Origin of the sequence: Enterobacter sp. MEB024 (assembly GCF_030209635.1) — a bacterium.
Taxonomy (GTDB): domain Bacteria; phylum Pseudomonadota; class Gammaproteobacteria; order Enterobacterales; family Enterobacteriaceae; genus Enterobacter; species Enterobacter ludwigii.
In genome coordinates this window covers 48,278-60,911 of sequence record NZ_JARVRQ010000002.1, presented here as the reverse complement: position 1 = coordinate 60,911, position 12,634 = coordinate 48,278, and the positions used below count along the sequence as shown (strand labels likewise).

At 51.8% G+C, this 12,634-nt stretch carries 16 protein-coding genes and 1 other annotated feature; of the genes, 2 read left to right on the top strand and 14 right to left on the bottom strand.

Annotated elements, in window-relative coordinates; all coding sequences use genetic code 11:
- Positions 1 to 134 precede the first annotated feature (134 nt).
- The 12 genes from QRN24_RS02515 to thrS all read right to left on the bottom strand — a co-directional run bounded on the left by QRN24_RS02515 (position 135) and on the right by thrS (position 10,270).
- A complete protein-coding gene (locus QRN24_RS02515) occupies positions 135 to 599 on the bottom strand; it encodes an NlpC/P60 family protein (protein WP_020884403.1) in 465 nt (154 codons plus the stop codon).
- Positions 600 to 673: 74 nt separating this feature from the next.
- Positions 674 to 1,429, bottom strand: coding sequence for a vitamin B12 ABC transporter ATP-binding protein BtuD (btuD, locus tag QRN24_RS02510; protein WP_284942296.1), 756 nt, complete (start codon positions 1,427 to 1,429; stop codon positions 674 to 676).
- Positions 1,429 to 1,980: a glutathione peroxidase gene (locus QRN24_RS02505; protein ID WP_014169696.1), complete on the bottom strand. Its 552-nt coding sequence runs from the start codon at positions 1,978 to 1,980 to the stop codon at positions 1,429 to 1,431. Before QRN24_RS02505 ends, btuD begins: the two co-directional genes overlap by 1 nt.
- Positions 1,981 to 2,013: 33 nt before the next feature.
- Entirely contained in the window at positions 2,014 to 2,994 is a 981-nt protein-coding gene (gene btuC / locus QRN24_RS02500; protein WP_284942499.1) for a vitamin B12 ABC transporter permease BtuC, read from the bottom strand.
- Between the two features lie 103 nt (positions 2,995 to 3,097).
- Positions 3,098 to 3,397, bottom strand: a complete 300-nt coding sequence (gene ihfA, locus QRN24_RS02495; protein ID WP_003857805.1) for an integration host factor subunit alpha — start codon at positions 3,395 to 3,397, stop codon at positions 3,098 to 3,100.
- A 4-nt stretch (positions 3,398 to 3,401) separates the two neighbouring features.
- Positions 3,402 to 5,789, bottom strand: a complete 2,388-nt coding sequence (pheT, locus tag QRN24_RS02490) for a phenylalanine--tRNA ligase subunit beta (protein ID WP_284942295.1) — start codon at positions 5,787 to 5,789, stop codon at positions 3,402 to 3,404.
- A gap of 15 nt (positions 5,790 to 5,804) precedes the next feature.
- Positions 5,805 to 6,788, bottom strand: a complete 984-nt coding sequence (gene pheS / locus QRN24_RS02485; protein ID WP_020884406.1) for a phenylalanine--tRNA ligase subunit alpha — start codon at positions 6,786 to 6,788, stop codon at positions 5,805 to 5,807.
- 62 nt (positions 6,789 to 6,850) lie between these two features.
- Positions 6,851 to 6,975: a sequence feature (Phe leader region), on the bottom strand.
- Entirely contained in the window at positions 6,926 to 6,970 is a 45-nt protein-coding gene (gene pheM, locus QRN24_RS02480; protein WP_001386830.1) for a pheST operon leader peptide PheM, read from the bottom strand. (Overlaps the previous feature by 45 nt.)
- 118 nt (positions 6,976 to 7,093) lie before the next feature.
- Complete coding sequence (rplT, locus tag QRN24_RS02475; RefSeq protein ID WP_000124850.1) at positions 7,094 to 7,450, bottom strand: 50S ribosomal protein L20; 357 nt, start codon at positions 7,448 to 7,450, stop codon at positions 7,094 to 7,096.
- Between the two features lie 50 nt (positions 7,451 to 7,500).
- On the bottom strand, positions 7,501 to 7,698 hold the full coding sequence (gene rpmI / locus QRN24_RS02470) for a 50S ribosomal protein L35 (protein WP_003030583.1): 198 nt from the start codon (positions 7,696 to 7,698) through the stop codon (positions 7,501 to 7,503).
- A 97-nt stretch (positions 7,699 to 7,795) separates the two neighbouring features.
- Positions 7,796 to 8,338 carry a translation initiation factor IF-3 gene (gene infC / locus QRN24_RS02465; protein WP_023616141.1) on the bottom strand — a complete coding sequence of 181 codons (543 nt, stop codon included), beginning with the start codon at positions 8,336 to 8,338 and terminating at the stop codon, positions 7,796 to 7,798.
- Positions 8,339 to 8,341: 3 nt separating this feature from the next.
- Complete coding sequence (gene thrS, locus QRN24_RS02460; protein ID WP_014169692.1) at positions 8,342 to 10,270, bottom strand: threonine--tRNA ligase; 1,929 nt, start codon at positions 10,268 to 10,270, stop codon at positions 8,342 to 8,344.
- 143 nt (positions 10,271 to 10,413) lie between these two features.
- On the opposite strand from thrS, the gene yncL reads away from it, so the two are divergent.
- Positions 10,414 to 10,686: a stress response membrane protein YncL gene (gene yncL / locus QRN24_RS22695; RefSeq protein ID WP_071843307.1), complete on the top strand. Its 273-nt coding sequence runs from the start codon at positions 10,414 to 10,416 to the stop codon at positions 10,684 to 10,686.
- Positions 10,687 to 10,785: 99 nt separating this feature from the next.
- Positions 10,786 to 10,893, top strand: coding sequence for a small membrane protein YniD (gene yniD, locus QRN24_RS02450; RefSeq protein ID WP_008500658.1), 108 nt, complete (start codon positions 10,786 to 10,788; stop codon positions 10,891 to 10,893).
- Positions 10,894 to 11,106: 213 nt separating this feature from the next.
- Here yniD and QRN24_RS02445 read toward each other — a convergent pair whose 3' ends face one another.
- Entirely contained in the window at positions 11,107 to 11,340 is a 234-nt protein-coding gene (locus QRN24_RS02445; RefSeq protein ID WP_284942294.1) for a YdgH/BhsA/McbA family protein, read from the bottom strand.
- 272 nt (positions 11,341 to 11,612) lie between these two features.
- Positions 11,613 to 12,371 (bottom strand): DUF481 domain-containing protein, encoded by a 759-nt coding sequence (locus QRN24_RS02440; RefSeq protein ID WP_025204400.1) that lies wholly within the window; start codon positions 12,369 to 12,371, stop codon positions 11,613 to 11,615.
- Between the last annotated feature and the right edge of the window lie 263 nt (positions 12,372 to 12,634).

Genomic DNA, 12,634 nt, shown 5'->3' with positions numbered 1-12,634 from the left:
GCCAGTTTTAGATAAAACAGACACCTGAGGAGATAAGTCATTTTTCGTAAATTTAACTTTAAACCTCTTATTTGAGAAAAAATGGCATGATTTATTAGTTATCATGCCATCATAAGAGACTGCTCTTTGACAGACTAAATACGTCGTGCCTGCCAGAAGTTTTTACGCCAGTAAACATTATCGAGCGACGAGCGCATCACCCCACGACTGGTCGAGGCGTGAATAAACTGATTATCGGTATCATAAATACCGACGTGAAGCCCACTATCACCCGAGCCGGTTTTGAAAAAAACCAGGTCGCCGGGCAGCAAATCATCTTTATCGATTTCCGTGCCAATTTCCGCCTGTTTGCGTGTTTCGCGCGGAAGCTGTAAATCAAACTTATCGCGAAACGTCATCAGAACAAAGCCAGAACAATCTACGCCCCCACGGCTCATGCCGCCATAACGATAGGGCGTGCCGCGCCAGTTGCTCAGCTGATCGTTAAGGCTGGCAATGACGGTAATAGAATCTGAAAGCCGCGGGTTAGGCGGCGGCGCACGATGGCTACTGCATCCCGCAAGAAATAACGCGGCCATCAGGAGAAACCAGAATCGCATTTTCAGACGAATCCTCTGCTTTTTTTGTTCTTTTCGTAATTTAGCGTGCAACGGCGTTAACAGGCAAGAAACGGTTACTCCTGCGCAGTAGAAATCAGCATCTTATGCCCTTCTATATCCAGCCTGCGGAAAGACATATTGTACGCGCGGGCAAGATTTGGCGGCGTCAATACCGCATCGCGCGTGCCGCTGGCAATCATCTTTCCTCGCGCCAACAGCCACACCCGGTGGGCGTGACGCAGCGTATGGTTCAGGTCATGACTGCTCATGACCACGCCGATCCCTTTTCTGCTCAGGGAGCTTAACAGGGTATCCAGCGCGGCCTGCTGTGCCACATCCAGACCGCTCATCGGTTCATCCAGAAGCAGCAGTCTGCCATGTGGATTGCCGGCCGGGTGAATCTGCAAAATGACGGCCGCGAGACGCACGCGCTGCCACTCGCCCCCGGAAAGCTGGCTGGCATGCCGGGACAGTTTATCTTCTAGCCCTAATCCCGCCGCCACCTCAGTGAGCAGCGACGTATGCTGTTTATCGTGCAGATGCAGCATCAGGTAGTGCCAGACGGGCATCGCAAAGGGCGGGACCTGCTGCTGCACCAGATAGCTGCGCCTGTGCGCCAGCGAGACTGGCGACCAGTCAGCAAGGTTATGCTCCAGCAGGGTTATCTCCCCCGCGCCGGCGGTCAGCCCCGCCATGCGCGCCAGTAAGGTGCTTTTTCCTGCGCCGTTCGGCCCGACAAGATGCAGGATTTCGCCTGCATTGATGGCACCGGTTATCGGCTCCAGACGCCCCGTATCGGCGATGTCCGTGAGCTGCATCAGCAACGTCATTATTTCGCCAGCGCCAGCTTGATAGACTCCATCACAATCGGATCTTCAGGCGTCATGTCCGGTGAAAAACGTTGCACCACCTGTCCGTCACGACCAATAAGGAATTTTTCAAAATTCCACAGGATATCGTCCGGATAGAGCGGCGCGCGTCCTTTACTGGCCATGCGCTCATAAAAACCGCTACCTTCCGGCGCAACGGCGGTCGGCGCGGCCGCCACCAGCTTGGCATACAGGGGATGGCGATGTTCACCGTTAACGTCGATTTTGCTGAACATCGGGAACGTCACACCGTAGGTGGTGCTGCAAAACGTTTTGATTTCGTCTTCGCTGCCCGGCTCCTGGCCCAGGAACTGGTTGCACGGGAAGCCCAGCACGGTGAAACCGTCTTTCTCCCAGGCTTTTTGAATGTTTTCCAGCTGCTCGTACTGTGGCGTCAGGCCACATTTGGAGGCCACATTCACGATGAGCAGCACGTTGCCTTTATAGCTTTCCAGCGTGGTTTTCTCACCCTCAATGGTGGTCACTTCGGTATTCAAAATATCAGACTGCATAGCATTCCCTCAGGTTATCTTACGGGTAGTGATTTAACGTCCGGATTTTAATAGTAGCCAGATAAATACCGGCGCGCCCAGCGTGGCGGTCACCACGCCTATTGGCAGCTCAGCGGCTGTCAGGGCGAGCCGGGCGATGATATCCGCCACCAGCAGCGTTACCGCCCCGGCAACCGCCGAGGCCGGCAGTAAGGTTCGATGGTCGGTGATCCCGCACAGACGCAGCATGTGCGGGATAACCAGCCCAATAAAGCCAATCGCCCCGGCCAGTGCCACGCTCACACCAACCAGCCAGCCAATGGCAATGACCAGCACGTTACGCCAGAAGCCTATCGGCATGCCAAGCTGGCGGGCCGAGGTTTCCCCCAGCGCGAGAATATTCAGCGGCTGTGCCTGCAGGCATGCCCACAGCAAGACCGGTATCAGCAGGGCCATCAGCCAGCCCTGGCGCCAGTCTACGCCCCCGAAGCCGCCCATCATCCAGTACATCAACTGACGCAAGTCAAAGGACGTGGAGAAGTACACCGCCCAGGTCATCAGCGCGCTACAGATGATCCCCAGAGCCACCCCGGCAAGCAGCAGCCGACTGGTTGATAAGTGCCGTCTGGCAAAGCGCAAAAGGATTACCGTTATCAGCAACGCGCCGATAATGGCGCTGAGGCTAATCCCCCATGAGGAGAGTTCCCCCCCGCCCAACATCACCGCCGCCACCAGCCCTACGCCCGCGCCATTCGACACACCGAGCAGCCCGGGCTCCGCCAACGGGTTATCAAATAATGCCTGCATAATGGTGCCGCACAGTGCCAGCGCGGCGCCCACCAGGATCACCGCCAGCGTGCGCGGCAGACGGATTTGCCAGACGAAAAGCTGCCCCTCAGGCTCAAACCAGTGTTCAGGCCCTATCCACTGTTCCCCGGCGCACAGGCTAACGCCTGCGGTAACAATGAGCAGCAGCACGAGCAAAAACAGGTGTCGTTGATCTAAACGGTGCTGGCGATGGGCATAATCAAGCATGGACATGGTTTTAGTAGCGTGTGATGTAATTGATTTTACGGCGGGTTTACCAAAGAGCGCAAAGAAAAAAGGCCGCGTGAGCGGCCTTTTTAGTTAGTTCATATTACTCTGCTTTGGGCGTTGCGTTTTCGACACGGCTTTTTAACTTCTGGCCGGGTCTGAAGGTCACCACGCGGCGGGCTGTAATCGGAATATCTTCCCCCGTCTTTGGGTTACGGCCCGGACGTTGGTTTTTGTCACGCAAATCAAAATTGCCAAAACCGGAGAGTTTTACCTGCTCACCATTTTCCAGAGCACGACGGATCTCTTCGAAAAACAGCTCTACCAGCTCTTTGGCATCTCGTTTGCTAAGCCCAAGCTTATCAAACAGATATTCTGACATTTCAGCTTTTGTAAGCGCCATAGGTTCAATCCCTCAATGATGCCTGGAATCGCTCTTTTAATGCCTCTACACATTTGGCGACGGTAGCGGCAATCTCCTCTTCTTCGAGTGTACGGCTGGTATCCTGAAGGATAAGGCTAATAGCGAGGCTCTTGAAACCTTCTGCTACGCCCTTGCCGCGGTACACGTCAAATAAGTTTACGCCAACTACCTGATTTACGCCAACTTTCTTACATTCGGCCAAAATATCTGCTGCGGGCACATTTTCCGCGACCACAACCGCGATATCACGGCGGTTTGCCGGGAAGCGTGAGACGTCGCGGGCCTGAGGAATGACGCGGTCTGCAACCGGGCTCCATTCCAGCTCGAACACGATGGTACGGCCGTTCAGGTCCAGCTTGCGCTCCAGCTCAGGATGAACAACGCCAATGAAACCAATGCGTTTGCCGTCTAAATAGATAGCCGCGCTCTGGCCTGGATGCAGCGCAGGGATCGCTTCTGCACGGAATTCAATTTCAGATAATTTACCGGTCAGATCGAGAATTGCTTCCAGATCTCCCTTCATATCGTAGAAATCAACCGTGCCTTTTGCCAGGTCCCAGTGCTCTTCGTAACGGTTACCGCTGATGGCACCAGCCAGCATGAGATCCTGACAGATGCCTAAATTTGCCTGATTATCCGGTACAAAGCGTAAACCACTTTCGAAAATTCGCACGCGGTTTTGCTGACGATTCTGGTTGTAAACGATAGTCCCCAGCAGACCGGTCCACAGGGACAGGCGCATCGCGGACATTTCGCTGGAGATTGGGCTTGGCAGAATCAGCGCTTCCTGGCCCGGATGGATCATCTGCTGCAGTTTTGGATCAACAAAGCTGTAGGTGATCACTTCCTGATAGCCTTTGTCGTTCAGCATGGTTTTCACACGCTTAAGAGACAAATCTGCTTCACGGTGGCTTCCCATCACCAGACCCGCCTGAACAGGCTCATCCGGGATGTTGTTGTAGCCGTATACGCGAGCCACTTCTTCCACCAGATCTTCTTCGATCTCCATGTCGAAACGCCAGGATGGCGCAACGGCTTTCCACTCGTCCTGCCCTTCGGTCACGTCACAACCCAGGCGGCGAAGGATATCGCTGACCTGTGCGTCAGCAACATGGTGACCAATCAGACGATCCAGCTTGCTACGACGCAGGGTAATGGTCGCACGCTTCGGCAACGTCGCTTCGTGGGTGACGTCGATAACCGGGCCCGCTTCACCGCCGCAGATGTCGATCAGCAGACGCGTCGCACGCTCCATCGCTTTGTGCTGCAGTGCCGGATCGACGCCACGCTCATAACGGTGAGAGGCATCGGTATGCAGGCCGTGACGACGTGCGCGACCGGTGATAGAGAGCGGGCTGAAAAACGCACACTCCAACAGAACGTTTTGCGTTTCATCGTTTACACCGGAGTGTTCGCCACCGAAGATACCGCCCATCGCCAGCGCTTTAACGTGGTCCGCGATCACCAGCGTATCAGCATTCAGTTTTGCTTCGCTGCCGTCGAGCAGAACCAGGGTTTCGCCCTCTTTCGCCATACGCACCACAATACCGCCTTCGATACGATCTTTATCGAACGCGTGCATCGGCTGCCCCAGCTCCAGCAGAACATAGTTGGTCACGTCAACGACGGCGTCGATAGAACGAATACCACAGCGACGCAGCTTCTCTTTCATCCACAGCGGGGTTGGTGCTTTTACGTTGATGCCTTTCACCACACGACCAAGGTAGCGTGGGCACGCCTCAGCGGCTTCAACCTGAATCGGCAGTGTGTCACTGATGGTAGCGTCAACCGGTACGATTTCCGGTACGTTCAGTTCAGTCTGGTTCAGCACGGCCACATCGCGGGCCACGCCGATAATGCCTAAGCAGTCCGCACGGTTTGGCGTCACGCTGATTTCAATGGTGTTGTCATCAAGTTTCAGGTATTCGCGGATGTCGGTACCAATAGGCGCATCAAGCGGCAGCTCAATGATGCCATTGTGATCGTCGGAAATACCCAGCTCAGAGAACGAACACAGCATGCCTTCAGACGGCTCACCGCGCAGTTTCGCTGCTTTAATTTTAAAATCGCCCGGCAGTACAGCCCCCACGGTCGCCACGGCCACTTTCAGGCCCTGACGGCAGTTTGGCGCGCCGCAGACGATATCCAGCAGGCGATCGCCGCCTACGTTAACTTTTGTCACACGCAGCTTGTCAGCGTTAGGGTGCTGACCGCACTCAACCACTTCGCCCACAACGACGCCATTGAAAGCGCCAGAAACCGGCTCAACACCGTCAACTTCCAGACCCGCCATGGTGATCTGGTTGGAAAGCGCTTCGCTATCAAGCGTGGTGTTCACCCATTCGCGTAACCACAGTTCACTGAATTTCATTGTTCTGTCCTGCCCTTATTTAAACTGTTTGAGGAAACGCAGATCGTTTTCGAAGAATGCACGCAAATCGGTCACGCCATAGCGCAGCATTGTCAGACGCTCCATGCCCATACCGAACGCAAAGCCGGAGTAGACTTCTGGATCGATACCTACGTTGCGCAGAACGTTTGGATGCACCATGCCGCAGCCCAGCACTTCCAGCCATTTGCCGTTTTTACCCATCACGTCAACTTCCGCAGACGGTTCAGTGAACGGGAAGTAGGACGGACGGAAACGAACCTGCAGGTCTTCCTCAAAGAAGTTGTTCAGGAAATCGTGCAGCGTACCTTTCAGGTTGGTAAAGCTGATGTTCTTATCAACAATCAGGCCTTCCATCTGATGGAACATCGGGGTATGGGTCTGATCGTAGTCGTTACGGTACACGCGGCCCGGTGCGATGATGCGGATCGGGGGTTCCTGTTCCTTCATGGTACGGATCTGAACGCCCGAGGTCTGAGTACGCAGCAGACGGGTGGCGTCGAACCAGAAAGTGTCGTGGTCAGCACGTGCCGGATGATGGCCTGGAATGTTGAGGGCGTCGAAGTTGTGGTAATCATCTTCGATTTCCGGGCCAGTCGCCACGGTAAAGCCGAGCTCACCGAAGAAACTTTCAATGCGATCAATGGTGCGGGTAACCGGATGCAGGCCACCGTTTTCGATACGGCGCCCCGGCAGGGAGACATCGATAGTCTCTGCCGCCAGACGCGCATTCAGCACCGCGCTTTCCAGCTCAGCTTTGCGCGCGTTCAGTGCCTGTTGCACCTGCTCTTTGGCTTCGTTAATGACCGCACCCGCTGCCGGGCGTTCCTCTGGCGGCAGTTCACGCAGGGTTGTCATTTGAAGGGTCAAATGCCCTTTCTTACCGAGATATTCGACGCGGACATTGTCTAACGCGGCAACATCTGAGGCCTGATTAATGGCGGCTGTTGCACTGGCAACCAGCTCTGCGAGATGTGACATGATTTTCCTCATTATGTCGGTGCAGACACCGATTTGGTGGAGTTATTCTCTCGAATTTAGACACAAAAAAAGCCTCCATCAGGAGGCTTATCTGGCGCTGTTTTTCGTTTCATCTTTCACGCGCTAGCCTCCTGAATTCAGGTGCTAAAGTAAAAGAAGAAGCGGAAAATAGCAGCATTCATGCTTGCGTTACCTTGTGTGGTAAAAAACCGTTAAGACCTTATTGAAAAGGTTGCACGGGTAAAAGTCAATCTTCTGATGGTGTTAAATGAAAAGAGGGAGCGAAGCCCCCTCTTTCAACTGGCTTATGCCAGTGCTGCTTTCGCTTTTTCGACCAGAGCGGTGAACGCTACTTTGTCGAATACTGCGATGTCAGCCAGGATCTTACGGTCGATTTCAACAGAGGCTTTTTTCAGGCCGTTGATGAATTTGCTGTAAGAAATACCGTTCTGACGTGCTGCTGCGTTGATACGCGCAATCCACAGTTGACGGAACTGACGCTTACGTTGACGACGGTCACGGTAAGCGTACTGACCTGCTTTGATAACAGCCTGGAAGGCAACGCGGTATACGCGTGAACGCGCACCGTAGTAGCCTTTAGCTTGTTTCAAAATTTTCTTGTGACGTGCACGTGCAATTACACCACGTTTTACGCGAGCCATATGTGCTCTCCTGTATCTATATTCTTAGTAAAAAATTAAACGTTAACGGCTTATGCGTACGGCAGGCACGCGATAACCAGACCCAGATCGCCTTTAGAAACAAGGCCTTTTGGACGCAGGTGACGTTTACGCTTAGTAGATTTTTTGGTCAGAATATGACGCAGGTTTGCGTGCTTACGCTTAAATCCACCACCACCGGTTTTTTTGAAGCGCTTAGCAGCACCGCGTACGGTCTTAATTTTTGGCATCTTAATTACTTCCACTTCGCATTGTTAAATAAACGAAACATAGGCGAACAAAACCTATGAGACCCGAAGGCTCCACAGGTTTTGCTGCTTGAAGGCCTTACTGTTTCTTCTTAGGAGCGAGCACCATGATCATCTGGCGGCCTTCGATCTTCGTAGGGAAGGATTCGACTACTGCCAGTTCACTCAGATCGTCACGGACGCGGTTAAGCACTTCCATACCAATCTGTTGGTGGGCCATCTCACGACCGCGGAAACGCAGTGTGATCTTGGCCTTATCGCCATCTTCCAGAAAGCGAATCAGGCTGCGGAGTTTTACCTGATAATCGCCATCGTCGGTACCAGGACGGAATTTAATTTCCTTAACCTGGATAACTTTTTGCTTTTTCTTCTGTTCCTTAGAAGACTTACTCTTTTCATAAAGGAACTTGCCGTAGTCCATGATACGACAAACTGGCGGTTCGGCGTTAGGGCTGATTTCAACTAAATCTACTCCAGCTTCTTCAGCCTTTTCGATCGCTTCTCTCAGACTCACAATCCCCAGCTGCTCGCCTTCCAGACCTGTTAAGCGAACTTCCTGGGCGCGAATCTCGCCATTGATACGATTCGGACGTGCCGTTTGAACTCGTTTTCCGCCTTTAATACCTTATTCCTCCAGTTGTTGAAGACTGCGGCTGCGAATCTCTTGTTGCAGCTTCTCAATCACTTCACTTACGTCCAGGCTCCCCAGGTCTTTACCACGGCGGGTGCGAACGGCAACTTTGCCTGCTTCCACCTCTTTATCACCACAGACCAACATATACGGGACACGACGTAAAGTGTGCTCGCGGATTTTAAAGCCAATCTTCTCATTTCTCAAGTCTGCTTTTACGCGAATGCCCGCATTTTGTAGTTTCTGCGTCAATTCTTTAACGTATTCAGCCTGAGAATCGGTAATGTTCATCACCACGACCTGCACTGGCGCAAGCCAGGTTGGGAAGAAGCCGGCAAACTCTTCAGTCAGGATGCCGATGAAGCGCTCCAGAGAACCGAGGATTGCACGGTGAATCATAACCGGTACCTGACGTTCGTTGTCTTCGCCAACATAAGAGGCGCTTAAACGCTGCGGCAGGGAGAAGTCCAGCTGTACAGTACCGCACTGCCATGCGCGATCGAGGCAGTCATACAGGGTAAATTCAATTTTCGGACCGTAGAATGCGCCCTCGCCCAGCTGGTATTCGAACGGAATGCCGTTCTCTTCCAGCGCCACGGCGAGATCCGCTTCTGCGCGATCCCAGGTCTCATCGCTACCGATACGTTTTTCCGGACGCGTTGAGAGTTTGACAACGATCTTCTCGAAGCCAAAGGTGCTGTACATATCGTAGACCATACGAATACAGGCGTTAACTTCATCACGAACCTGATCTTCAGTACAGAAGATATGCGCATCATCCTGAGTAAAGCCACGAACACGCATCAGACCGTGCAATGCACCTGATGGCTCGTTACGGTGGCAGCTACCGAACTCTGCCATACGCAGCGGCAGATCGCGGTAGGATTTCAGACCCTGGTTGAAGATCTGAACGTGGCCAGGGCAGTTCATTGGCTTAATGCAGTATTCACGGTTCTCAGAAGAGGTGGTGAACATTGCATCTTTGTAGTTGTCCCAGTGGCCGGTTTTTTCCCACAGCACACGGTCCATCATGAACGGGCCTTTCACTTCCTGATACTGGTACTCTTTCAGCTTGGAGCGTACGAACGTTTCCAGCTCACGGAAGATAGTCCAGCCGTCATTGTGCCAGAACACCATACCCGGCGCTTCTTCCTGCATGTGGTACAGGTCAAGCTGCTTACCGATTTTACGGTGGTCACGTTTAGCCGCCTCTTCCAGGCGCTGCAGGTAGGCGTTAAGGGCTTTTTTATCGGCCCACGCGGTACCATAGATACGCTGCAACATCTTGTTGTTGCTATCGCCACGCCAGTAGGCGCCCGCGATTTTCATCAGCTTAAAGTGATGACAGAAGCGCATGTTCGGGACGTGCGGTCCACGGCACATGTCGACGTATTCTTCGTGATGGTACAAGCCAGGCTTGTCATCATGAGAGATGTTTTCATCAAGAATAGAGACTTTATAGCTCTCGCCACGCTTCACGAAGGTTTCACGCGCTTCGTGCCAGCTGACTTTCTTCTTAATGACGTCATAGTTAGTTTCGGCGAGCTCGTGCATACGTTTTTCGAGCGCGTCGATATCTTCCTGAGTCAGGGTATGGTCAAGATCAACGTCATAGTAGAAACCGTTGTCGATAACCGGACCGATCGCCATTTTGGTGTTCGGCCACAGCTGTTTGATCGCATGACCTAACAGGTGCGCGCAGGAGTGACGAATGATCTCCAGACCTTCTTCGTCTTTCGCTGTGATGATAGACAGCTGCGCATCGCTTTCAATCAGGTCAGATGCATCAACCAGCTCACCATTAACACGGCCAGCGATGGTTGCTTTCGCGAGTCCAGGACCAATGTCCAGGGCAACATCCATTGGGCTTACAGCGTGGTCGTAATGGCGTTGGCTGCCATCAGGAAGAGTAATTACAGGCATTTTATATCCTTATTTGCAGTGATGCCCCACACATAAGAGCATATACAAAGAAAATAATCGTGATTTGACAATAGATTACGACACCATCTGACCAACAATCGTCAAATTGGCTCGCGATCATTCACCCACCGAAAATCAGATAAATGCGGATTTACGGCAAGCCCTGCAATGGTAACACTAACAAAAGAGAGATTGCACCCTTTGCGGACAGATTGCTGCGCTGGCACTTTCGCATGAATTTGCAGGGCGCATATCTCCGGTGCTCGCATTCCAGAGATGCTGGGCTACTCTTGAACAAGTCTTTAAACCCAAAGGTGCATACAATGAACGTATCAAGTAGAACGGTTGTGATATTGAACATCCTTTCAGCCACCGGTTTATTGTTGATTCTTGCAGAACGATTCCACTGGTTCTAACCGAACCGGAAGCAGGCATAACCTGATTCACCACTGGAGAAGGGGCATTTCCCCGCCCTGTTTGGTAGACTGTTCGCATCAACTTACAAGGATCAGGTTATGCCAACAAAACGATTTGCCGTAAAACACTGGAAAATGGTACTGGTGCTGATTGCCATCTGCGGCGCGATGCTGCTTCTGCGTTGGGCGGCAATGATTTGGGGCTGAACGGGGATATAAATAACTGCGCAGGGAATAACGTCGTTATCCGTAATACCCTTTTGCGGGTATTCATCTTGCGGGTATTCATCGCCAGGACGAAATACGGACGATAGGTTTACGTCAAATAGGTTTACCGCGAAAAAACCGGTACCACAAAATCCGGTTTTTTTGGCGCGTTGAATTAGCGTTTAAACGTCAATAACAACACGGCAAAACCCATCAGGACCATTCACCTGCAACCAGTTTATGGACGTCAAAAGCATCATTCATAGACTGACCGGTGGACTGAGAGGCTGGCGCGATGTTAGACCCGACTTCAACGTCAGCGGCTTTCGCAATGCCGATTTGGCTGTGGGTCTCACTGGCTGTCGGGGTGGTTTCATCAGCAGCAAATACGCCAAAAGACAGTGCGGAAAGCACCATCGCTGCTGCGGCAGTTTTGATTTTTTTCATAATGTTTTTTCTCTTTCTACATTTAATACTAATAATGCTAAATACCTTAAGGCCGAATTCTGCCCGTGCTAAGAGTGTAGATCCAGATCACACTTTTGCCTAGCCTGTTACGTTATCAATTCGTGTCAAATAAGCCGCAAATTAATGAAAATGCATTATGAAGAAATTATGGAGATATCAGCAGACCAGATATTTCAAAACAGTGTTTAATATAAAACAGCACAGTTTCAAAAAATAAAAAACGGGCCGATAGCGTAATCGGCCCGAGAATATTACATTTTATAACCCAGTGAAACCGTGGTTCTGCGGTCGGTATGATCCGGAGCAGAATCAGGAGGAGAAGAGTTCCAGGTGACGTTGTAGGCCACTTTCAGGCCAAAGTGTTCGTTGATGGCCACGTTCAGCGCTGTTTCTGAGTTCAGCGTCGTATCGTCGGCACCAAACACAGACACCCCCTGGGTAAATTTGGTGTTGTCAGTCATCTGCCAGGCATAGGTGCCGGAAGCGTAACCGAGCGGTTGAGTTTTGGTTTCGCCGTCGGTGTACTCGTCGTAGCGCACACCTGGACCGAATTCAAAACGTAAACTGTGTACCGGACCGTTCAGGAACTGACGACCGTAACCGGCAGTGAACACATCACGCTGGCGATAGCCGTTGTAACGGTCAGTTAACCAGCTGGCCTGACCAAACAGGTAGTCAAAGTCGGTCATGTTGTAACGGCTACGTCCGCCAACCGCATATTTCTCGGAAGAGCGTTCGTCATTCGCGGAGGTGTTACTGGCATTTCCCCACAGAGACCAGGCGGTGGTATTACCGTACCAGGTCAGCGTACTGTCCGCCGTGAGAGAGGAGCTTTTCGTGTTACCGGATTGTGCAAGATAGCCAGCGTTCAGGTTACCTTCAAACGGTTTTTGCGCGGTGGCTGGATCGTCCATGACAGTAAAAACGGAATCATCTGCGGTCGCGTTCATTGCAGCAAACACGCCACCCGCCAGCATCAGTGCAGCGGGTACTGTCTTCAAAAGCTTCATTTTATTAAGGAGTCCGTACAACAAAAAAAGAGACCACACGGTCCCGGAAACTTTCTTGAGGATCAATGACAAGGCGTCCAGAGAAAGGTAACAAATTATAAAAAGCCGCAAATAACATAGCAATGATTTCTTATTTCATTTTTTGAATAAGAACGATCTCAAAAAGCGTTTTATTTTATATAAGCCGCAGCAGACTTTATGTCAGTATTCATATTTAAAATCATACTGTTATTTACATTGCCTTCCTGACAAATGGTGCCAGA

Coding starts and splice junctions, on each gene's coding strand:
- QRN24_RS02515 (WP_020884403.1), bottom strand. CDS start 599: ATGCGATTCTGGTTTCTCCTGATGGCCGCGTTATTTCTTGCGGGATGC.
- btuD (WP_284942296.1), bottom strand. CDS start 1,429: ATGACGTTGCTGATGCAGCTCACGGACATCGCCGATACGGGGCGTCTG.
- QRN24_RS02505 (WP_014169696.1), bottom strand. CDS start 1,980: ATGCAGTCTGATATTTTGAATACCGAAGTGACCACCATTGAGGGTGAG.
- btuC (WP_284942499.1), bottom strand. CDS start 2,994: ATGCTTGATTATGCCCATCGCCAGCACCGTTTAGATCAACGACACCTG.
- ihfA (WP_003857805.1), bottom strand. CDS start 3,397: ATGGCGCTTACAAAAGCTGAAATGTCAGAATATCTGTTTGATAAGCTT.
- pheT (WP_284942295.1), bottom strand. CDS start 5,789: ATGAAATTCAGTGAACTGTGGTTACGCGAATGGGTGAACACCACGCTT.
- pheS (WP_020884406.1), bottom strand. CDS start 6,788: ATGTCACATCTCGCAGAGCTGGTTGCCAGTGCAACAGCCGCCATTAAT.
- rplT (WP_000124850.1), bottom strand. CDS start 7,450: ATGGCTCGCGTAAAACGTGGTGTAATTGCACGTGCACGTCACAAGAAA.
- rpmI (WP_003030583.1), bottom strand. CDS start 7,698: ATGCCAAAAATTAAGACCGTACGCGGTGCTGCTAAGCGCTTCAAAAAA.
- thrS (WP_014169692.1), bottom strand. CDS start 10,270: ATGCCTGTAATTACTCTTCCTGATGGCAGCCAACGCCATTACGACCAC.
- yncL (WP_071843307.1), top strand. CDS start 10,414: ATGCGGATTTACGGCAAGCCCTGCAATGGTAACACTAACAAAAGAGAG.
- yniD (WP_008500658.1), top strand. CDS start 10,786: ATGCCAACAAAACGATTTGCCGTAAAACACTGGAAAATGGTACTGGTG.
- QRN24_RS02445 (WP_284942294.1), bottom strand. CDS start 11,340: ATGAAAAAAATCAAAACTGCCGCAGCAGCGATGGTGCTTTCCGCACTG.
- QRN24_RS02440 (WP_025204400.1), bottom strand. CDS start 12,371: ATGAAGCTTTTGAAGACAGTACCCGCTGCACTGATGCTGGCGGGTGGC.